This window comes from Luteimonas campi (genome assembly GCF_051162505.1).
Lineage (GTDB): Bacteria > Pseudomonadota > Gammaproteobacteria > Xanthomonadales > Xanthomonadaceae > Luteimonas.
This window is the reverse complement of record NZ_JBNWEM010000001.1, coordinates 1059746-1079353: the sequence shown is the minus strand read 5'-3', so window position 1 is coordinate 1079353 and position 19608 is coordinate 1059746. Positions and strand designations below refer to the sequence as shown.

Annotated in this window: 19 protein-coding genes, 1 tRNA gene, 1 other RNA gene and 1 pseudogene; 13 read left to right on the top strand and 9 right to left on the bottom strand. The window is 71.1% G+C overall.

Going from position 1 to position 19608, the window contains the following annotated elements; genetic code table 11:
• Window positions 1–3: 3 nt before the first annotated feature.
• Both ACQYVW_RS04880 and ACQYVW_RS04875 read left to right on the top strand, forming a co-directional pair.
• Window positions 4–447: a molybdenum cofactor biosynthesis protein MoaE gene (locus ACQYVW_RS04880; protein WP_434934377.1), complete on the top strand. Its 444-nt coding sequence runs from the start codon at window positions 4–6 to the stop codon at window positions 445–447.
• A 77-nt stretch (window positions 448–524) separates the two neighbouring features.
• Complete coding sequence (locus ACQYVW_RS04875; protein WP_434946211.1) at window positions 525–1526, top strand: gluconolaconase; 1002 nt, start codon at window positions 525–527, stop codon at window positions 1524–1526.
• Window positions 1527–1598: 72 nt separating this feature from the next.
• On the opposite strand, the gene ffs is transcribed toward ACQYVW_RS04875, so the two are convergent.
• The 3 genes and pseudogenes from ffs to ACQYVW_RS04860 all read right to left on the bottom strand — a co-directional run bounded on the left by ffs (window position 1599) and on the right by ACQYVW_RS04860 (window position 3040).
• Window positions 1599–1695: signal recognition particle sRNA small type (gene ffs / locus ACQYVW_RS04870), an RNA gene on the bottom strand.
• 101 nt (window positions 1696–1796) lie between these two features.
• Window positions 1797–2583 (bottom strand): annotated as a pseudogene (locus tag ACQYVW_RS04865) (EAL domain-containing protein).
• Between the two features lie 364 nt (window positions 2584–2947).
• Window positions 2948–3040: transfer RNA gene (locus ACQYVW_RS04860), tRNA-Ser, on the bottom strand.
• Between the two features lie 147 nt (window positions 3041–3187).
• Between ACQYVW_RS04860 and dnaX the strand changes: the two genes are divergently transcribed.
• From dnaX to ACQYVW_RS04840, 4 genes are all read left to right on the top strand, one after another.
• Window positions 3188–5023 (top strand): DNA polymerase III subunit gamma/tau, encoded by a 1836-nt coding sequence (dnaX, locus tag ACQYVW_RS04855; protein ID WP_434946210.1) that lies wholly within the window; start codon window positions 3188–3190, stop codon window positions 5021–5023.
• A 10-nt stretch (window positions 5024–5033) separates the two neighbouring features.
• A complete protein-coding gene (locus ACQYVW_RS04850; RefSeq protein ID WP_434936827.1) occupies window positions 5034–5354 on the top strand; it encodes a YbaB/EbfC family nucleoid-associated protein in 321 nt (106 codons plus the stop codon).
• Window positions 5355–5479: 125 nt separating this feature from the next.
• A complete protein-coding gene (gene recR, locus ACQYVW_RS04845; RefSeq protein WP_434946209.1) occupies window positions 5480–6073 on the top strand; it encodes a recombination mediator RecR in 594 nt (197 codons plus the stop codon).
• Window positions 6074–6258: 185 nt separating this feature from the next.
• Window positions 6259–6600, top strand: a complete 342-nt coding sequence (locus ACQYVW_RS04840) for a histidine triad nucleotide-binding protein (RefSeq protein WP_434936824.1) — start codon at window positions 6259–6261, stop codon at window positions 6598–6600.
• Between the two features lie 135 nt (window positions 6601–6735).
• Here the strand turns inward: ACQYVW_RS04840 and ACQYVW_RS04835 are convergent, their stop codons facing one another.
• The 4 genes from ACQYVW_RS04835 to ACQYVW_RS04820 all read right to left on the bottom strand — a co-directional run bounded on the left by ACQYVW_RS04835 (window position 6736) and on the right by ACQYVW_RS04820 (window position 11178).
• On the bottom strand, window positions 6736–7221 hold the full coding sequence (locus ACQYVW_RS04835) for a Slp family lipoprotein (RefSeq protein WP_434936822.1): 486 nt from the start codon (window positions 7219–7221) through the stop codon (window positions 6736–6738).
• Between the two features lie 23 nt (window positions 7222–7244).
• Window positions 7245–9236 carry a transglutaminase TgpA family protein gene (locus ACQYVW_RS04830; RefSeq protein WP_434946208.1) on the bottom strand — a complete coding sequence of 664 codons (1992 nt, stop codon included), beginning with the start codon at window positions 9234–9236 and terminating at the stop codon, window positions 7245–7247.
• On the bottom strand, window positions 9175–10146 hold the full coding sequence (locus tag ACQYVW_RS04825; protein WP_434936805.1) for a DUF58 domain-containing protein: 972 nt from the start codon (window positions 10144–10146) through the stop codon (window positions 9175–9177). The genes ACQYVW_RS04830 and ACQYVW_RS04825 overlap by 62 nt, the downstream gene beginning before the upstream one ends.
• Window positions 10147–10221: 75 nt before the next feature.
• Entirely contained in the window at window positions 10222–11178 is a 957-nt protein-coding gene (locus ACQYVW_RS04820; RefSeq protein ID WP_434946207.1) for an AAA family ATPase, read from the bottom strand.
• 47 nt (window positions 11179–11225) lie between these two features.
• Between ACQYVW_RS04820 and ACQYVW_RS04815 the strand changes: the two genes are divergently transcribed.
• Together ACQYVW_RS04815 and ACQYVW_RS04810 are read left to right on the top strand one after the other, a co-directional pair.
• A complete protein-coding gene (locus ACQYVW_RS04815) occupies window positions 11226–13076 on the top strand; it encodes an ArnT family glycosyltransferase (protein ID WP_434934644.1) in 1851 nt (616 codons plus the stop codon).
• Between the two features lie 49 nt (window positions 13077–13125).
• The gene (locus tag ACQYVW_RS04810) at window positions 13126–14451 is read left to right on the top strand and encodes a hypothetical protein (protein WP_434934643.1); all 1326 of its coding nucleotides are present in this window, start codon (window positions 13126–13128) and stop codon (window positions 14449–14451) included.
• On the opposite strand, the gene ACQYVW_RS04805 is transcribed toward ACQYVW_RS04810, so the two are convergent.
• Both ACQYVW_RS04805 and ACQYVW_RS04800 read right to left on the bottom strand, forming a co-directional pair.
• Window positions 14419–14997: a Maf family protein gene (locus ACQYVW_RS04805; protein WP_434934641.1), complete on the bottom strand. Its 579-nt coding sequence runs from the start codon at window positions 14995–14997 to the stop codon at window positions 14419–14421. The two genes, ACQYVW_RS04810 and ACQYVW_RS04805, sit on opposite strands and share 33 nt — an antisense overlap.
• Window positions 14998–15002: 5 nt before the next feature.
• Window positions 15003–15479 (bottom strand): death domain-containing protein, encoded by a 477-nt coding sequence (locus ACQYVW_RS04800; protein ID WP_434934640.1) that lies wholly within the window; start codon window positions 15477–15479, stop codon window positions 15003–15005.
• Between the two features lie 16 nt (window positions 15480–15495).
• Here ACQYVW_RS04800 and ACQYVW_RS04795 point away from each other — a divergent pair, with 16 nt between their 5' ends.
• From ACQYVW_RS04795 to fabG, 5 genes are all read left to right on the top strand, one after another.
• The gene (locus ACQYVW_RS04795) at window positions 15496–16005 is read left to right on the top strand and encodes a YceD family protein (protein WP_434934638.1); all 510 of its coding nucleotides are present in this window, start codon (window positions 15496–15498) and stop codon (window positions 16003–16005) included.
• A gap of 65 nt (window positions 16006–16070) precedes the next feature.
• Complete coding sequence (gene rpmF, locus ACQYVW_RS04790; protein ID WP_434934636.1) at window positions 16071–16265, top strand: 50S ribosomal protein L32; 195 nt, start codon at window positions 16071–16073, stop codon at window positions 16263–16265.
• A gap of 111 nt (window positions 16266–16376) precedes the next feature.
• Complete coding sequence (locus ACQYVW_RS04785) at window positions 16377–17360, top strand: beta-ketoacyl-ACP synthase III (RefSeq protein ID WP_434946206.1); 984 nt, start codon at window positions 16377–16379, stop codon at window positions 17358–17360.
• 332 nt (window positions 17361–17692) lie between these two features.
• Window positions 17693–18637, top strand: coding sequence for an ACP S-malonyltransferase (gene fabD, locus ACQYVW_RS04780; RefSeq protein WP_434934633.1), 945 nt, complete (start codon window positions 17693–17695; stop codon window positions 18635–18637).
• Window positions 18638–18751: 114 nt separating this feature from the next.
• Window positions 18752–19495 carry a 3-oxoacyl-ACP reductase FabG gene (gene fabG, locus ACQYVW_RS04775; RefSeq protein WP_434946205.1) on the top strand — a complete coding sequence of 248 codons (744 nt, stop codon included), beginning with the start codon at window positions 18752–18754 and terminating at the stop codon, window positions 19493–19495.
• Window positions 19496–19608 lie beyond the last annotated feature (113 nt).

The following is a 19608-nucleotide window of genomic DNA, read 5'->3' as shown; positions in this document are numbered from 1 at the left end:
GACATGACCCGCTTCCGCATCGCCGAGGCCCCCTTCGATATCGCGCCGCTGCGCGAGCGGCTGCTGCACGGGCGCGCGGGCGCGTTCGCGGCCTTCGAGGGCTGGGTTCGCGACCACAACGAGGGCCGTCCGGTGCATGGGCTGCGCTACGAAGCCTATGTGCAGCTTGCGCAGACCGAGGGCGAGCGCATCATGGACGAGGCGCTCGCGACATTCGGCGTGATCGACGCCTGCTGCGTGCATCGCATCGGCGAACTGGCCATCGGCGACCTCGCGGTCTGGGTGGGCGCCAGTGCCGCGCACCGCGGTGCCGCGTTCGACGCCTGCCGCTGGATCATCGACGAGGTCAAGGCGCGGGTGCCGATCTGGAAGCACGAGCGCTATGCCGACGGCGACGCTGGCTGGCTGCATCCGCGCCAGACGGATCCATCCGTCTCCACGGACTGACACCGTCGCCACGGGCGCGAATGATGAACTGGCCGCTCTCCCCCCGCGCCCATCACCTCTTGATCGCAGAGACCGCCATGCAACGCTGCGCACCCCGCCTGCTCGCATTTTTCCTAATCCTCCCGTCCATAGCCTGCGCCCAGGGCACGCTGCTGGTCGGCAACAAGAGCGACGACACCGTCTGGCGCCTCTCGCTGGAGGACGGCAGCCGGCGCGCCGAGCTGGCCAGCGGCGCTGGCCCGCACGAGATCGCCGTGTCCACCGACGGCCGCATCGCCGTGGTCACCGATTACGGCCACCAGCAGCCGGGCCGTTCGCTGAGCGTGCTGGACCTGGCCGGTAACGCAGCGCCGCGCAGCATCGACCTGGGCGACCATCGACGGCCGCATGGCCTGCGCTTCCTGCCCGGGGGCGATGTCCTGGTGACCACCGAGCAGAGCCATGCCCTGCTGCGCGTGGACCTGGCCGCGGGGAAGGTGAAGCAGGCCATCGAAGTGGGCGACGGCGTCGGGCACATGGTCGCGGTTTCGGGCGACGGCAACGTCGCCTACGTGAGCAAGATCGCGGCCGGCACGGTACTGCGCGTCGACCTTGCCACCGGCGAGGTGACGCATGAGGTCGCGGCGGGCGAGGGCGCCGAAGGCATCGAGGTGGCCCCCGACGGCAGTGTCTGGGTGACCAACCGCGAGGAGGACACCGTGACCGTGCACGATCCGGCGACGCTCGCGAAGATCGCCACGCTGCAGAGTCCGGGCTTTCCGATCCGCGTGGTGTTCACGCCCGATGGCCGCCACGGCCTGGTCACCAATGCGAAAGCGGCGACGCTGTCGGTGTTCGACGCCATCACCCGGCTGCCTGTCGCCAGTGTGGCGCTGCGGCCCGAGGGTGCGGAGTCTGGGCAGAGCATGCTGGGGCAGGGGCCGATGCCGATCGGTGCGATTGCCGATCCGGTGCGCCCACGCGTGTATGTGGCGATCAGCGGCGGCGACCGCATCGCAGTCGTGGACACTACGCAATGGCGCGTGCTCGATTACTGGGTCACCGGTCGGCAGCCCGACGCGCTGGGCCTGGCCCCCTGACAGGCCGGCCTCTGCGCCGCATCCGGCCGCAGTGTCCGGGTTTGCGGCCGGCGACGCGCGGAAATGGCGATGGCCCCGCCAGCTTGCCTCGGCACCCGCGTCGATCGATACCGTTGCTGCCTTCCGGCCCTGGCGGGGTTTTCGACCTAGCGTCGCGAGGGGCCGACGGGGCCACCATGGGAATCTGCGTCGGCGCGGCAATGCCGCCTGGCAGAAACGCGATTGTAGACGTTCGGCGGCATTGGCGACCAGCGCGTCGCGATGCGGGGTTCAGTCCAGCGCGCGCCAGGTGGCCGGCGCCACGGGCGCCAGCGTCTCGAGCTGGGGCCGGCCGAACAGGTAGCCCTGGAACAGCGATACGCCCAGTGTCCGCAACATGCGGTACTCGTCCGCGGTCTCGACGCCTTCCGCGATCACAGTCGATCCGAGCTCGGCCGCGATCCGTGCCACGCCACCCACGATGGCCTGGCGCGCCGGATCGGTGGCGATCCCGCGCAGCAGCGCCATGTCGAGCTTGCACGTCCGGCTGAAACTCGGCCAGCAGCCCCAGTCCGGCATAGCCCGCGCCGAAGTCGTCGATGGCGGTCAGGAATCCGCGGTTGCGATAGTCGCGAAAGATCCGGGTCAGGTGCGCGTGGTCGCGAACCTGTTCCGATTCCGCGGTTTCGAACACCAGTTGTCCGGTGGGAAAGCCGCAGCGCTGCGCCGCCGACAGGGTCAGGCGGATGCAGGTGGCCGGTTCGTACACCGCGTTGGGCAGGAAATTGATCGACAGCCGCGAGCGCAGGCCCAGGCGTGCGGCGGTCTCGATCGCCTTGACCCGGCAGGTCTGGTCGAACCGGTAGAGCTGGGCGGGACTGACGCGGGCGAGTACCTCGGCCGCGCCGCTCCCCTCCATCGTGCGCACCAGCGCCTCGTAGCCGAACACGGAACGGTCACGTGCGTCGACGATGGGCTGGAACGCCATGCGCACGTCGAAGTCGAGGCGGTCGGCGTCCCCGCAGTTGGCGCAGGGGTGGGGGCTGCCGGGCTCGCCGAAGAAGCGGCTCAGGTACATGGACGCTCCGGCGCGTGGGTCGGCTGCAGCAGACAATACGGATGGCGCCACGATCCCGGACGCAACGCCGAGGCGCGTGCTCGACCGGGATCGGGGCGGAGGCTGGACCGTGGCTGGCGTCCGTCCTGGAGAGTACCAGCGACCGTCGCCTCTCCGGTTGCCCGAAACGAAAAACGCCCCTTGCGGGGCGTTTGCGAAACTGGCGGAGAGAGGGGGATTCACTCGGCGCTTGCGCGCCTCGCCCTTCGGGCGGCTTCGCCGTGCAGGCCGCTGTGCGGCCTGTCGAACCCGCGGGGGTTCTCATCCCCCTCTTCGGTGCCGCCGGCGAAACCCACGCGACCCGACCCAACTACCCACTTGAAACTGGCGGAGAGAGGGGGATTCGAACCCCCGAAGCGCGGTTTAGACGCTTACACACTTTCCAGGCGTGCTCCTTCAACCACTCGGACACCTCTCCGGGAGGCCCGGCAGGCGACGTCCAGCCGCACGCAGGGGCGCAAATTCTAGCGGCGCAGCGGCCGCACCACAACCAAGACGGCGGGCCGCGGCCTGAACGGACCGGTCCGGGCGGACAAACCCGGGCGCGGCGCGGCACAATGCACGCATGTCGTACCTCGTCCTCGCTCGCAAGTGGCGCCCCCGGCGTTTCGCCGAACTGGTGGGCCAGGAACACGTGGTCCGCGCGCTCTCCAATGCGCTCGATTCCGGCCGCGTGCACCACGCCTACCTGTTCACCGGCACCCGCGGCGTGGGCAAGACCACGATCGCGCGGATTTTCGCCAAGAGCCTGAACTGCGAGCGGGGCACCGGTGCCGATCCCTGCGGCCAGTGCGAGACCTGCCTGGCGATCGATGCGGGCCGCTACATCGACCTGCTGGAGATCGACGCGGCCTCGAACACCGGCGTGGACAACGTCCGCGACCTGATCGACAACGCGCAGTACATGCCCTCGCGTGGCCGCTACAAGGTCTACCTGATCGACGAAGTCCACATGCTGTCCAAGCCGGCGTTCAACGCGCTGCTCAAGACGCTGGAGGAACCGCCGGAGCATGTGAAGTTCCTGTTCGCTACCACCGATCCGGAGAAGCTCCTGGTCACGGTGCTGTCGCGCTGTCTGCAGTTCAACCTCAAGCGCCTGGACGAGGAGCAGATCGGCGGGCAGATCGCGAAGATCCTCGAGGCCGAGGGCATCGCCGTCGAACCCGGCGCGGTGCGGCAACTGGCGCGCGCGGCCGATGGCAGCCTGCGCGACGGCCTGTCGCTGCTCGACCAGGCGATCGCCTACACCGGCGGCAACCTGTCCGAGGCCGGCGTGGCGACGATGCTCGGCACGGTCGATCGCACCCGGGTCGGCGCGCTGCTCGAGGCGCTGGCCGCGGCGGATGGTGCGCGGCTGATGGAGGAGATCGCGGCGCTGGCCGAGTTCTCCCCCGACTGGTCCGGCGTGCTGGAGGCGCTGGCCGCCGCGCTGCACCGCATCCAGGTGCGCCAGCTGGTCCCCGGCAGTCCGGGCGAGGCCGACGGCATCGATATCGAACCGCTGGCGTCGGCGCTCCGCCCGGAGCTGGTGCAGCTCTGGTACCAGATGGCGCTCAACGGCCGCCGCGACCTGCCGCTGGCGCCGAGCGCCCGCTCGGGGTTCGAGATGAGCCTGCTGCGGATGCTGGCGTTCCGTCCGATCCAGGGTGGCACGGCCGCCGCGCCCGGCGCGGACGCCGCGCCGGCCCGGGGCGGCCGCTCGGCTGCGGAGGCGGCGCGCGCCGCGCTCGAGGCCGACGTGCAGCCTGCGCGCGCGGCCCCTCCGCGCGCGGCGGAGGCTCCGCCGCTTCGGCAGCCTGCAGAAGCTCCCCGGGCCGCCAGGCAAGCGGAGGCCGCGCCGTTTCGGCAGCCTGCAGCGCCTCCCCAGGCCGGCACGCACGGGCCGTCGTCGCCGCGCCAGGAGCACCAGCCCGACAGCGCCCGGCCGAACGCGGCCGAGCCGTCGCCCCGCGAGCCCTCGCCACCGCGGCCGACCGCGCCCGCAGGCGCCAGCGCCACCCACGGACCGCTCGACGAGGCGGGGTGGGTGGATCTGGTCGCCGGCCTGGCGCTGCGGGGTCCGGTGCGCGAACTGGCGGCGCATGCCGCGTTCATCGACTGGAGCGGCGGCGCATTGCGACTGTCGCTTCCCGCCAGCGATGACCACCTGAAGGCGCCGTTCCTGGTCGCCCAGCTGGCCAATGCGCTGGCGCCGGCGCTGGGCGTCGCGCCGCAGATCCGGTTCGACGAGGCGGCTGTGTTAGCGGGCGAAACGCTGCACGCGCGCACCGCCCGCGAGCGCGACGAGCGCCAGGCGGCCGCCGAGAGCGCCTTCCTGTCCGACCCGCAGGTGCAGCGGCTGATCCAGCAGCAGGGCGCGCGGGTCGTGCCCGATTCCATCCGACCATTCGACGAAGCCTAGGAACACCGACATGCGTGGAAACATCGCCCAGCTGATGCAGCGGGCGCAGAAGATGCAGGAGAACATGCAGAAGGTGCAGCAGGAGATCGCTGCGCTGGAAGTCACCGGCAGCGCCGGCGGCGGCATGGTCAGCGTGACCCTCTCCGGCGCCAAGGAATGCCGCAAGGTGCGCATCGATCCCAGCGTGCTGTCCGATCCGGAGATGGCGGAGGACCTGATCGCGGCCGCCTTCAACGACGCCTCCAACAAGATCGACGCCGCCTCCCGCGAGAAGATGGCCGGCGCCACTGCCGGCATGCCGATCCCGCCCGGGATGAAGCTGCCGTTCTGAACGGCCGTGGCTGGCGATGGCCGGCCTGCGGCTGTCGAGCGGCGACGCCGGGTTGCTGATCGGCGACGGCACGGGTCCGCGCCAGCCTCTCGCAACCACCGGTCAGCACTCACCAATCGCCTCCCATGTCCTCCCTGCTCGAACAGCTGATCGAAGCCTTCCGCGTGTTGCCGGGCGTGGGCCAGAAGACCGCGCAGCGCATGGCCTACCACGTGCTCGAGCGCGAGCGCGATGGCGGGCGGCGCCTGGCCGCGACCTTGGCCGACGCGATGGAACGCGTGGGCCATTGCGCGCGCTGCCGCGATTTCAGCGAGACCGACGTCTGCGCCACCTGCGCCAGCGCCTCGCGCGATGCGCACCAGCTGTGCGTGGTCGAATCGCCCGCCGACCGGCTGGCGATCGAGCAGGCCACCGGCTACCGCGGGCTGTACTTCGTGCTGCAGGGCCGGCTGTCGCCGCTCGATGGCATCGGTCCGCGCGAGATCGGCATGGACCGGCTGGACGTGCGCCTGCGCGAGGGCGAGGTGCAGGAACTGATCATCGCCACCAATCCGACGGTGGAAGGCGAGGCCACGGCGCATTACCTGGCCCAGCTCGCGCGCCAGTACCAGGTCAGGCCCAGCCGTCTCGCCCACGGCGTGCCGCTGGGAGGGGAGCTGGAGTACGTGGACCGCGGCACGCTGTCGCACGCGTTCGGTTCGCGCAGCGAGATGGCCTGAACCGACCCGCTGCGACGCCGGCGCGCAGCGGCGCTTTGTCGCATCGCCGCCGTCGGCAGCAGGGCGATCGCGTTCCCGCGCCTTGGGCCGCACATGTCCCTGCGCGGGATTCCGCGCTACGCTCGTGGCGATCGCGAGCCCTTGTCCCGATCCCACCGTCTCTCCGGAACGCCGACGCTCCGCCCATGCCGACCATCTTCCACAAGATCATCCGCCGCGAGATTCCCGCCGACATCGTGTTCGAGGATGAACACGTCATCGCGTTTCGCGACATCGCGCCGCAGGCGCCGGTGCACGTGCTGTTCGTCCCCAAGGAACGGTTCGCGACCTTGAACGACGTGCCGGCATCGCGGCCGGAAATCGTCGGCCGCCTGGCCGTGGCGGCCGCCGCGTACGCGCGGGAGCAGGGGTTCGCCGAGGATGGCTACCGCATCGTCATGAATTGCAATGGCGATGGCGGCCAGACCGTGTTCCAGATCCACCTGCACCTGCTGGCCGGAACCCCGCTGGGCCGGTTCGGCGCCTGAAGAAGATCGACCGCCTGGCGCGCCGGGAAAGCTGTCGGCCCGATACCGCCCACAGCTTCCCGAGCATGGGCGGGAGATCGACAGCTCACTGCAGGGCCGCGCGATCTTCCGCTACGGCCGCCATGGCGGCCGTGCTCACCACCAACCCCACCACGGCCACGGCTCGGGACGGGTGATCACGCGCACGGCCTCGCGCTTGGGCCACAGGTACACCACGTCCGCGGCGACCTTCGGGAAGCGATAGTCGTACTCGCCGATGCGACGGGTGTCGTAGCCGGTGACGGTGCCGGAGAAGGTGACCTCGCGATTCACTTCGAACACGGCCGGATCGTAGAAGCCGGTGCGGCAGGCGATGAATCGGCCGTTGCTGTCGTCGCTGCCCCACCAGGGACGGCCGGTCGACGTCAGCCGGGTGGAGATCATCTCGAAGCAGGTCTCGTTCGGACCCGGTTCGACTCTGACGATGCGCCCGCCCCAGCGGACGGGCAGGCCGGTGGCATCCGATTCCACCGCGGCATGCGGCGTGATCGGGCTGAAATCGCCCCGCAGCGGCTTGGGCTGGGAGGCGCAGGCGGCGAGCAGCAGGGTCGCGGCGGCAGCAAGCAGGAGGCGGACGGTCATGGCGGGGGTTCCATGCGGTTGGTTCATGCGGGGCGATGCCTGCGCAGGTCGCGGATCAGCGGGCGTGGATCGGCGTCGGCACTGCGCGGAGCGTAACGCCAGTTCTCGAAACGCGCGGTGAGCGCCAGCAGCGTGCTGGCGTCGCCGGGGCGTGCCGCGGCGACGCGCCGCGCCCACTGCAGCGACGGTTCGTGCGGCGCGCGTGCCAGGCCCAGCCTGGCGTAACGGGCGCACAGGCGCCGCCAGGCTGCCACCACGGCGTCGCCGCCGCGTTCGGCGCGGGTGGCGAGCCACAGCATCCAGGCCAGCGCCAGCCCGGCGCAGCCTGCGAACAGGCCCACCAGCCCACGCAGGCCGGCGCCGTCCAGGCCCAGCGGCCGCAGCATCGCCATCTGCCGGGTGGCGTCGAAACCAAGCACCAGGTCGTTCCAGCCGCGGCGCAGCCAGTCGCCGACGTTCAGCATCGGCGCCACTCCGGGCAACGCGCCGAACCCGCCGCCGCTGCGGTCGTCGATGGTGTCGTAGATGCGCTCGGGCGCGACCGCCGCGGTGGGATCGACGCGGACCCAGCCGCGACCCGCCAGCCAGACCTCGGCCCAGGCATGGGCGTCCTGGTTGCGCACGATCCAGTAGTTGCCGATGGGATTGCGATATCCGCCGACATACCCGGTCACCACGCGCGAGGGAATGCCGGCAGCCCGCATCAGGATCACGAAGGCGGAGCTGAAGTGTTCGCAGAAGCCCTGCTTCCAGTCGAACAGGAATTCGTCGGCCGCGTGCCGGCCGGGCAGGGGCGTATCGAGCGTGTAGCCGAACTCGCTGCGGATCATCCGCATGGCCCGGTCCACCAGGGCCGCGTCGTTGCCATCGCCGAGTTCGCGTCGCCACTGCCGGGCCAGCGCCACGGTGCGCGGATTGAAGCCATCGGGCAGCTGCAGCGCGTTCTGACGGATCAGCGCGGGAAGTTCCGGCTCGAACGACACGGGCGGCGACGCACGCATGCGCCAGCGCGTGACGCTCTGGATGGGCGCGGTCTGGATCACATGGTCCCAGCCCATGCGCGCGCCCGCGGGGGGCGCGTCGGGCAGCTCCAGGGCGACCAAAGTGCGGCGCTCGTTCGGCTCGACCTCCATCTCGTACTCCCAGACAGTGTCCGAGCGCGTGGTCTGCGGCGCGGGAATGCCCCGCAGCCAGCGCGAGCGGGTCCAGGTGCGGCCGTCGTAGTCCATCAGCACCGGGCCGCGCCAATACATCTGGGAGGTGTCGGGTGTCGCGCCGGAAAACGTCACGCGCAGCGCGGGGCGATCGTCGGTCATGAAGTCCAGCCATTGCCCGGGCGCCATCTCGTCGGACAGGCCGGGCCGCGTCAGCGCGCGCTCGGGCACCCCCCACAACGGCGAGCCAAGACGCGGGAACAGCCAGAAGGCCACCAGCGCCAGCGGCACCCCGATCAGCACCAGCCTGCCGACCAGGGCCAGGCGCGCGCGAGGGATGATCGACACGCCCACCGCCGACTCGTGTTCGGAAAGCTGCGCTAGCGCGGCCAGCGCCGTCAGCGCGCCAGCCAGGCCCAGCAGCAGCGACAGCGGCCCCTGGTCGAGCAGGAAGGTGGAGAACGGCGCGAACAGGGCGAAACCCACCAGGCTGCGCGCATCCCGCACCGAGGCCAGTTCGCCCGGCTTGATCGCCAGCATCGCCGCCAGCAGGGCGCAGGCGGTATCGCGGCCGAGGCTGAAGCGCGACATCGCCAGCACGCCGCCGATCAGGCACAGCGCCAGCAGGGTGCGGATCCAGCCGGGCAGCGGGCGGCGGCTGGAGACGATGGCGACCAGCACGCCGATGCCGATGCAGCCGGCGGCCACGCTCGCCGGCAGCTGAGGCAGCAGCGGCAGGAGGCAGGTGGCGGCCGCCGCCAGTGCCCAGCGCCGGCTGGCCGCGTCGAGCGGTACCGGGTCAGCCGCCTGCACGCGATCCTCCTTCCGCCGGCAGCAGGGCCAGCGCGCGCAGGCAGGCATGCCGGTGCGCCTCGCCCTGGCCCGGTCCCAGGGTTTCGGCGGGCAGCTGCAGCCGGTAGCGGCGCGACTCGCGCTCGGCCTCGTCGATCCAGCGCGCGAGCCGGCGGATGCGGTCCTCGTAGGGCAGCGCATGCAGCGCGTGCCAGTCGAGCATCACGTCGATTCCCAGCGGCTGCTCGAACTCGCGCACGAGCAGCGCATCGCGCCGCGCGGACGCCTTCCACGCCACCGCACGCACGCTGTCGCCGCGACGCCATTCGCGCAGGTGGTGCACATCGTCCCCGCTGGGCGTCAGCCGCGACCGGGCGGACTCGCCCTTGCCCGAAGGCAGGGGCGGCCCCGCCGCCTCGGGCACGGGGTAGACCAGCAGCGGTGCGTCGGTCCAGACGTAGGCCCAGGCGCGCGCAAGCCCGAGCGGGCGCGTGGTGGAGATGCGCAGCCGGCCAGGGTCGAGCCAGCCGCGCCGCAGAGTCGCCACCGCCAGGTCCGCTTCACCCGCGCCGTTGTCCAGCGACAGGGTCGCGGACACGCCGCCACACGCCACCTGCAGGCCGCGCCGCTGGCGCCCGGCTGGTGCGCGGGCGTGCACGCGCAGTTGCAGCGGCGTGCCGGCAGGCACCGGCTCGGCGCCGATCGCGTGGATTTCCAGTCCGCTCAACTGCAGCTGCGCCTGCAGCAGGCTGGCGATGCCCGCGCCGGCGAGCAGCAGGCACAGCAGCAGCGCCGGGTTGTTGTTGTAGTTGAGCGCGCCCGCGCCCATCGCCAGCAGCAGCAGGCTGAAGAACAGGCCGAAGCGGGTCGGCAGCAGGTAGATGCGATGCCGGTCGAAACGCACCGGCAGCGACACCGGGCTGCGGCGCCGCGTCCAGGCATCGAAGCGTCGCTCCAGCCGCTGGCGGATCGCGGCCAGCATCAGGCGTCTCCGCCCGCGGCATCGGGCCCGCTGGCGCGGGTGCGCATGGCGACCATCATCGCAACGCCCGTCTCAGTCCACCGGCACGTCCTGCAGGATCGATCGCGCCAGCGCGGCGCCATCGCTTCCCGCTTCGACCTCGGGCACCAGCCTGTGCGCGGCCACCGCTCCGAACAGCGCCTGCACATCGGCGGGCGTGGCGCTGGTGCGTCCCTGCAGCAGCGCGTGCGCGCGCGACGCGCGCAGCAGGGCGATGCCGGCGCGCGGCGACAGCCCCACGCGCACGCCCGGCGCGTGGCGGCTGCGTGCCAGCAGCGCCTGCACATAGCCCACCAGCGCCTGGCTGGCATGCACGCGGGTAACCGCATCGCGCAGGCGCATGACGTCGTCTCCGCCCAGCAGCGGCGCGGCGCGCGCGATCAGCCCGCGCCTGTCTTCGCCGGCCAGCAGCGCGCGCTCGGCGTCCTCGTCCGGATAGCCCAGCGACAGCCGCAGCAGGAACCGGTCGAGCTGCGAGTCGGGCAGGGGATAGGTGCCCGAAAGGTCCACCGGATTCTGGGTGGCGATCACGAAGAACGGCTCCGGCAGCCGATGGGTGGTGCCGTCGACGGTGACCTGGTGCTCGGCCATCGCCTCCAGCAGGGCGCTCTGGGTGCGCGGCGGCGCGCGGTTGATCTCGTCGGCGAGCAGGACGTTGGCGAACACCGGCCCCGGGTGGAATTCGAAGCGCCGCGCCTGCGCGTCGAAGATCGAGACGCCGACGATGTCCGAAGGCAGCAGGTCGGAAGTGAACTGCACGCGCTGGAAACCCAGCCCCAGCGTCGCGGCCAGCGCATGCGCCAGGGTGGTCTTGCCGAGGCCGGGCAGGTCCTCGATCAGCAGGTGGCCATCGCACAGCAGGGCCACGAAGGCCAACTGCACTTCGCGCACCTTGCCCAGGACCAGGCTGTTGACCTGCGCCTGCGCCGCCGTCAACGCGTCTTGATCGCGGTCGGTTAGCATGGCGGATTCATGGATGGCGGCGGACACGACGCTCTCCCGATTGACGAATTTCCGAGTGTACGGGGTTGCGGCGGATGCAGGAACGAAGCGGGCAGCGGACGGCGTTCATCGCGCTGTGGACGTGCGCGGTGGTGGCCAAGCTGCTGGTCGCCGCGCGCCTGCCGCTGTTCGTGGACGAGGCGTTCTACTGGCAGGAAGGCCAGCACCTGGCCTGGGCCTACTCCGACCTGCCCGGACTGACGGCGTGGACGATCCGCCTCGGCGGCGAACTGTTCGGCGACAGCGTGCTGGCGGCCCGGTCCCTGTTCGTGGCGATTTCCGCGGCGCTGCCGTGGCTGGTGGTGCGCATCGCCGGGCGCGAGCTGGAACCCGCGCAGGCCTGGATCGCCGGCTGCGGCGCACTGGTGCTGCCGCTGTTCGCCACCCTGGGGGTGATGGCGCTGCCGGATGTGCTGATGGCGCTGGCCACGCTCCTCTGCCTGGACGCACTGACCCGAATGCTGCGGCAGGTCAGTTACGGCGCGGCGGTGCAACTGGCGCTCGGCCTGGCGATCGGGGCGCTCAGCCATTACCGGTTCATCGCCGCGATCGGCGCCGGCCTGCTGGCGCTGCTGCTGATCGCGCGCGGCCGCGAACTGCTGCGCGATCCGCGCGTGATCATCGCGGTCGCGTTCGGCGCGGCGGCCTGGATGCCGCTGCTGGCGTGGAACATCGAGAACGCCGAGGCCGGGCTGCGTTTCCAGCTGGTCGACCGCCACCCCTGGGCGCTGCATCGGGACGGCGCGAGTTTCGTGCCGATCCAGGCGGCGTTCGTGACGCCGCTGCTGCTGGTCGCGCTGCTGGCGGGGGCGTGGCGCGTCCGTCGCCACGACAACGACGCGCTGCGCCTGCTCGGCCTGTCGGGCGGCATCGTGGTCCTGGGATTCTTCGCGCTCGGGTTCTTCGCCGATACCGAGCGGGTGAGTTTCCACTGGCCGCTGCCCGGCTATATCGCGCTGCTGCCGCTGCTGCCGCTGGTGCTGGGCTCGTGGCCCCGCTGGCTGCGCGTGCTGACCTGGGCGATCGCGCTGGTGGGCACGCTGTCGATGCTCGGCTACTACGCGGCCGTGTCGTCCTCCGAGCTGCGCGAACGCAGCGCGGCGGGCAAATGGTATCCGCAGAATTTCTCCGGCTGGGACGAACTCGCAGCCGCAGTGCGCAAGGCGCGGGCGGACATGTCGGAAGACACCCGCCTGATCGCCGACAATTTCAAGGTCGGTGCCGAACTCGGCTTCGCGCTCGGCGATCCGGCCATCCCGGTGCTGCCGCATGCGCTCAACCGCGCACATGGCCGTGCCCCGCAGCTGCAGCTGTGGGGGCTGGAGGCGAGCGCGCCGGGTCCTGGCGACGGTCCGGCCCTGCTGGTCGTCTCCCCGAGCGACGTCAAGCTCAGCGAACTGCTGGACCACTACCAGTCGCTGTGCCGCAGGTTCGGCGCCTTGCCGCCGCCGCAGGTGGTGGATGCCGATGGCGGCGGACGGCGTTTCCTGCTGTTCGCGCTCGACGGCGAAACAGCAGAGGCACCGGAAGAGTGCGTGCCGCCTGCCATCGCCTACCTCAACACGCCCCGGGCCGAGGCGCGGTTGCCGGCCGTGTTCGAGGCCAGCGGCTGGGCGATCAAGGACGTGGCCGGGGTGAAGCGGGTGTCGGTGACCCTGGGTGGACGGGTTGTCGCCGAAGCCGAGTACGGGCTGCGGGACGACTGGCCGCAGCAGTTCTACCGTGGTCGATCGAAAGACCCGTCGCTGCCGCAGGTCGCGTTCCGTGCGCAGGTCGATGCCAGCGGGCTGCCGCCGGGACGGTACTGGCTGGGACTGGAAGTGGTCGGCGGCGACGGCAGCATCGAACGGTTCGCCGGGCAACCTGTGGAGCTGCTGGGCGAATGACGATGCAAGGCGAACCCGGGCGGGTGCATGGCGAGGGCGGGGCGGCACGATGACGACGACTCGGGGAAGCACCTGGATGGCGTTCGCCGCGCTGTCCCTGCTGTTGCTGGCCGCGACCCTGGCCTGGCACCTGCCGATGATGCTTTGGGACCACATCGACCTGGTGCCCATGTACGAGGCCTGGCAGGACGGAACGCTGGCCTCCTCCGCGTTCTGGCAGGTCCACGATGGCAGCCATCTGCACGTGGTCGCCTATGCGGTGCTGCTGGTCACGACCTGGGCCTCGGGCGGACAGCCCTGGCTGGACAGCCTGGCCAGTTTCGCCCTGCTGCTGGCGCAGGCGGCGGTGCTGATGGGGATGGCCGGTCGGGCGCCAGGCGGCGCCATCTCCGCGCCGTGGCGTCTGCTGCTGCTCTGCATCGCGCTCTACCCCGGCCACCTGGCCAACCTGCAGTGGGGCTGGCAGGTCGCAGTGTTCATCAGCACCCTCGGCGCGGTGGCCGCGATCGCCCTGCTGACGCGGCCCGGGCTGTCGCTCGCATCCAACATGCTGGCGGTCGCGCTGGCTTCGGTCGGCGTTCTCGGCTTCTCGACCACGCTGGCGGTGTTTCCGGTCGCGCTGGGCCTGCTGGCGCTGCATCCCGGCCTGCCGCGCAGCCAGCGGCTGTGGCTCGCGCTGCCCTGGCTGGCTGCAGGCGCAGCGCTCGTGGGCTGGCTTTGGGCGGGGCGAGCGAGCGCGGGCGGCGGCGTTCCCGGCCTCGCCACACTGGTGCTGTATGTCCTCAACTATCTGGGCGGTGGGGTGTCGCGCCTGGCCACGGCCACCGCGCCCGTGTGGACCCTGGTCGCGCTGGTCACCGCGTCCTGGGCCGCGGCCAGGCGCTGGCGGCCAGCGCTGCTGCCGTGGCTGGCGCTGATGCTGTTCGGGGTCGGGTGCGCGCTGATGACCGCCATGGGCCGGGCGGGCGAGTACGGCGCTGACCACGCGTTCGTGACCCGTTACGTCAGCTTCGCGTCCCTGTTCTGGTTCGGCTGGGTCGGCCTGATGCTCCTGGCCTGGGGCGACGTGCAGCCGGCCTGGCGGCGCTGGGTGCGAACGCTGCTGTGGCTGTTGCTGGTATTCCTGCTCGGCAACGGAGTTCATCTGGTCAAGCAGGCGCGCGAGCTGCACGCACGCGCCGAGGGCTATGCCATGCACATCCGCAGCCGCTATCCGGCGGTCGATCCCAGCGTGATGGACGCGGCCTACGGCTGGCGTGCAGGGGCCGCGCACGGGCATCTGGAGGCCTTGCGCGCGCGCGGGTTCGCGCCGTTCGACCAGGCTGTCGCGGACGAGGATCGCTCAGGGCAGGACGAAGCCCGCGCTACGCAGTAGCCGCGCGGTCGCGATCAGGGGCAGGCCGACCAGGGCGGTCGGGTCGCGCGTCTCGATGGCCTCGAACAGGGCGATGCCCAGGCCCTCGCAGCGGAAGCTGCCGGCGCAGTCCCAGGGTTGCTCGGCATCGATGTAGCGGGCGATGGCGTCATCGGCCAGTGGCCGGAAGCGCACCGTGGTGGTGTCCAGCGCCTGCCCCCGGGCCTGGTGCCCGACCACGGCCACTGCGGTCAGGAAGACCGCCTCGCGCCCGGACATCGCCTGAAGCTGCGCGAGCGCGATGTCGCGCGACCCGGGTTTGCCCAGCACCTGCCCGTCGCAGCTGGCGACCTGGTCGGAGCCGATCACCACCGCGTCGGGATGCCGTCGGGCGACGGCCTCGGCCTTGGCCACGGCCAGGCGCAGCGCGAGCGTCGCCGGCGGCTCGCCCGGGTGCGCGCTTTCGTCCACCTCGGGCCGCGCCGTGTCGAACGGCAGGCGCAGCCGGCCGAGCAACTCGGCGCGATACGGCGAAGTGGAAGCCAGGATGAGGGGGGCGGGCGACATGGCGTTCAGTGCAGTGCGGCGCGTGCCCGCTCGATCTGGAGCAGCTGCGTCTCGATGCTGTCGCGGGCGGCATCGATCGAGGCGCGGACGCGGTCGAGCTGTTCCAGCGACGCACTCTGGCCATTCTGCTGCAGCCACAGGCGCTGGCGCAGCATTTCCTGCATCGCCTCGCGCACCGGGTTGTGCTCGTCGCCGGCAATGGCCTCGATCTCGGAGCGGGCGGTGCGCAGGCGGTCTTCGAGTGCGTCGGCCGCATCCAGCAGCTGCGTCAGGGCCCGGTGGCGGCGGTTGCCGCGGCCGCGCAGCCAGGCGGTGAGGACGGCTGCGGTCGCCACGACCAGCACGGACAGGACAAGAACGGTCACAATGCACTCCCCCGGACGGGACGGCAGTCTGACCGCCGCCGCCGCAGCGGGCAAATTTCCTGCCGGCACAATGGCTTGCCCGTACCGGGTGGGTTTGACAGGGTTCGTTTCGACCATTAAAATCCTACAGCTTATGTCCGCGGAACTGCCCGAAATCCTGGACGCTTGGCGGATGGTTGCCGCGCGGCGGGAGTTCAAGGGCCGGGTCGCACTGGCGGCGCTGCCGAGGCTGCGCGAGGCGTTGTCGGGGGCCGAAGGCGAGGTCGCCTTCGAACTCGGGTTCGACACCGACGCGCTGCGCGTGCCGTACCTGGAACTGAAGCTCGAGGCCGAGCTGCCGCTGGAGTGCCAGCGCAGCCTGCAGCGGTTCCTGTTCCCGGTGCGGATCGAGCAGCGGCTGGGGCTGATCCGGGACGAGGACGGGGAAGCCGGCCTGCCCGGTGGCTACGAACCGCTGCTGGTCGAGGCCGACGGCATGCTGCGGCCGCTGGACCTAGTCGAGGACGAGCTGATCCTCGCCCTGCCGGTGGTCCCGGTGAAGCCGGGCTCCGAGGCGGTCGAGCGCGACTGGCCGGTGTCCGCGGAAGAAGAGGTGCGTGCCAATCCGTTCGCCGGGCTGGCCGCGCTGAAGAAGAAACAATGAAGCGGTTCGCGTCCCGGTGGCGCGGAGCGCGATAGCAACAACCGAATCGTTCCTGGAGCAATCCCATGGCTGTGCAGAAGTCCCGCGTCACCCCGTCCCGTCGTGGCATGCGTCGTTCGCACGACGCGCTCACGGCCAAGCAGCTGGCCACCGACCCGACCACGGGCGAGACCCACCTGCGCCACCACATCACCGCCGACGGCTACTACCGCGGCAAGCAGGTGATCCAGCCGAAGACCAAGGTCGTCGAGGAAGATTGACCCTGATCCGGGCCCGTCCGCGGGCCTGGTGACCTCGGCCCGCCTCCCGTGTCCGCGCCCGCGGTGACGGTTGCGCGGGCCGCCCGCTTCGACCAGAGGGCCGTCCACGAGATGAGCAGCGCGCGGATCTATTCACGTATCGCCGGGACCGGCAGCTACCTGCCCAGCAAGGTGCTGACCAACGACGACCTGTCGAAGATCGTCGACACCAGCGACGAATGGATCGCCTCGCGCACCGGCATCCGTGAGCGTCACATCGCCGCCGAAGGCGAGACCACGGTGGACCTCGCCTACCACGCCGCCGTGCGCGCGCTGGAGGCGGCGGGCACGCGCGCCGACGAGATCGACCTGATCATCGTCGGCACCACCACGCCCGACCTGATCTTCCCGTCTTCGGCCTGCCTGCTGCAGGAGCGGCTGGGTATCGCCGGCTGCGGCGCGTTCGATGTCAACGCCGCCTGCTCGGGCTTCCTCTACGCGCTCTCGGTGGCCGACAAGTTCATCCGCTGCGGCGACGTCAAGACCGTGCTGGTGGTCGGCGCGGAAACCCTGACCCGCATGGTCGACTGGACCGAGCGCACCACCTGCGTCCTGTTCGGCGACGGTGCCGGCGCGGTCGTGCTCAAGGCCGACAGCGAAACCGGCATCCTCAGCACCCACCTGCATGCCGACGGCAGCAAGAAGGAGCTGCTCTGGAACCCGGTCGGCGTCTCGGTGGGCTTCGACGACGACGCCAAGAACGCCGGCGTGCGCATCCAGATGTCCGGCAGCGACGTGTTCAAGTACGCGGTCAAGGCGCTGGACTCGGTGGTCGAGGAAACGCTCGAGGCCAACGGCCTGGATCGCCACGACATCGACTGGCTGATCCCGCACCAGGCCAACCTGCGCATCATCGAAGCCACGGCCAAGCGCCTGGACATGCCGATGGAGCGCGTGATCGTCACCGTCGACAAGCACGGCAATACCTCGTCGGGTTCGGTGCCGCTGGCGCTGGACGAAGCGGTCCGTTCGGGCAAGGTGCAGCGCGGGCAGTTGCTGCTGCTCGAGGCCTTCGGCGGCGGCTTCACCTGGGGCTCGGCGCTGCTGCGCTACTGACGCCTGGCGCGACGCAGGCGTCGCGCCGCCTCCGCATTCATCTGTCCGCCACTGCGCTGCAGGGGCGGTATTGCCGTGTCCTGCCATCACGAGCGCGGAGTCCGCCGTTTCCCGCTGGCCGGCATCCGCGGCCGATCGCAGTACGCGAAGGTTCTGACGGTGCGACACCAGCGCGTGGGTCGCTCGCTCCGACGATGGGCGATCTTGAAAGGTGATCGGACGGCATGCCTGCCGATACCTGCAGCATCCTGCGCCCGCGCATACGCCCCGGTACAGACGGGGCGATGGCTTTGCCCGTATCATCGCGCCCTGTTTTCACCCCGGAAGTTGGCGTGACCGATCCACAACTCGCGTTCGTGTTCCCCGGGCAGGGCTCGCAGTCGCTGGGCATGCTCGCCGAACTGGCCGAGCGCCAATCCCTGGTGCGCGACACCTTCGCCGAAGCCTCGCAGGGAGCGGACGCCGACCTGTGGTCGCTGGCGCAGACGGGGCCCGAGGAACAGCTCAATCGCACCGAGTTCACCCAGCCGGCGCTGCTGGCCGCGGGCGTGGCGGTGTGGCGCGTGTGGCTGGCGCAGGGCGGGGCAGGTCCGGCGCAGTTGGCCGGCCACAGCCTGGGCGAATACGCCGCGCTGGTCGCTGCCGGCGCACTGTCGCTGGAGGACGGCGCACGGCTGGTGCGCCTGCGCGGACAGCTGATGCAGGACGCCGCGCCTGCAGGCACCGGCGCGATGGCGGCGGTGCTCGGCGCCGAGGATGCGCTGGTGGAGGAGGTCTGCCGCGAAGCGTCCGGCGACGAGGTCGTGGTGCCGGCCAACCACAATTCGCCCGGCCAGATCGTGATCGGCGGCCATGCCGCGGCGGTCGACCGCGCACTGGCCCTGCTGGCCGAGCGCGGCGTGCGCAAGGCGGTGAAGCTGGCCGTCAGCGTGCCTTCGCACACCCCGCTGATGCGCGAGGCGGCCAATCGGCTGTCGCAGGCGATGTCTTCCCTGGCCTGGAGCGAGCCGTCGATCCCGGTGGTGCAGAACGTCGATGCCGAAGTGCACCAGGGCGCGCAGGCCATCCGCGACGCGCTCGTGCGCCAGCTCTACCTGCCCGTGCAGTGGACCGGCTGCGTGCAGGCGCTGGCCGCGAACGGCGTCACGCGCATCGCCGAGTGCGGCCCCGGCAAGGTGCTGGCCGGCCTGGTGAAGCGCATCGACAAGTCGCTCGACGCACGGGCCATCGGCACGCCGGCCGATTTCGACACGGCGCTGGCGGACTGGAAGGGCTGACCCTCCCGTCGCCATTGCGCGGCGGGCGTGGGACGGGCCCGGATTGGCCCGCAGCCGCCTCATCCGCGACAATCCCGCAGGCACACGCTCCAGACTCAGGACAGGCAGGAACAGATGACCCAGGACCTCAAGGGCGAGATCGCGCTCGTCACCGGCGCCAGCCGCGGCATCGGTGCCGCCATTGCCGACACCCTGGCCGCGCGCGGCGCGACCGTCGTCGGGACCGCGACCTCCGAATCCGGCGCGAAGGCGATCGGTGAGCGGCTGGCCGCCCACGGTGGACAGGGGCGGGTGCTGGACGTCTCGGTGGCCGGCCAGGTCGAGGCGCTGATCGAGGCCATTGGCAAGGAGGTCAGGCCGTTGTCGATCCTGGTCAACAACGCCGGCATCACCCGAGACGGCCTGCTGATGCGCATGAGCGACGAGGACTGGCAGGCCATCCTCGACACCAACCTCACCAGCGTCTACCGCTCGTCCAAGGCGGCGATGCGCGCGATGATGAAGGCGCGCAAGGGCCGCATCATCAACATCGCTTCGGTGATCGGCGTCACCGGCAACGCCGGCCAGACCAACTACGCCGCCGCCAAGGCCGGCATCATTGCCTTCAGCAAGTCGCTGGCCAAGGAGATCGGCTCGCGCGGCGTGACCGTCAACGTGGTCGCGCCGGGCTTCATCGAGACCGACATGACCGCCGCGCTGCCCGAGGAAGTGAAGAAGGGCCTCGTGGGGCAGATCGCGCTCGCGCGTCTGGGGCAGGCGCAGGACATCGCCAATGCGGTCGCCTTCCTCGCCGGTCCGGGCGCCGGATACATCACCGGCGAAACCATCCACGTCAACGGCGGCATGTACATGCCCTGAGCCGGAACCTCTACGGGGCGCGCCGCGGCTCTGCCGGGACGCGTCCCTAAGTTGCCGATTTCAAAGGAAATGCGTTGTCGCCTGTCGCGACACGCCCGACCGCCCCGGGGCCG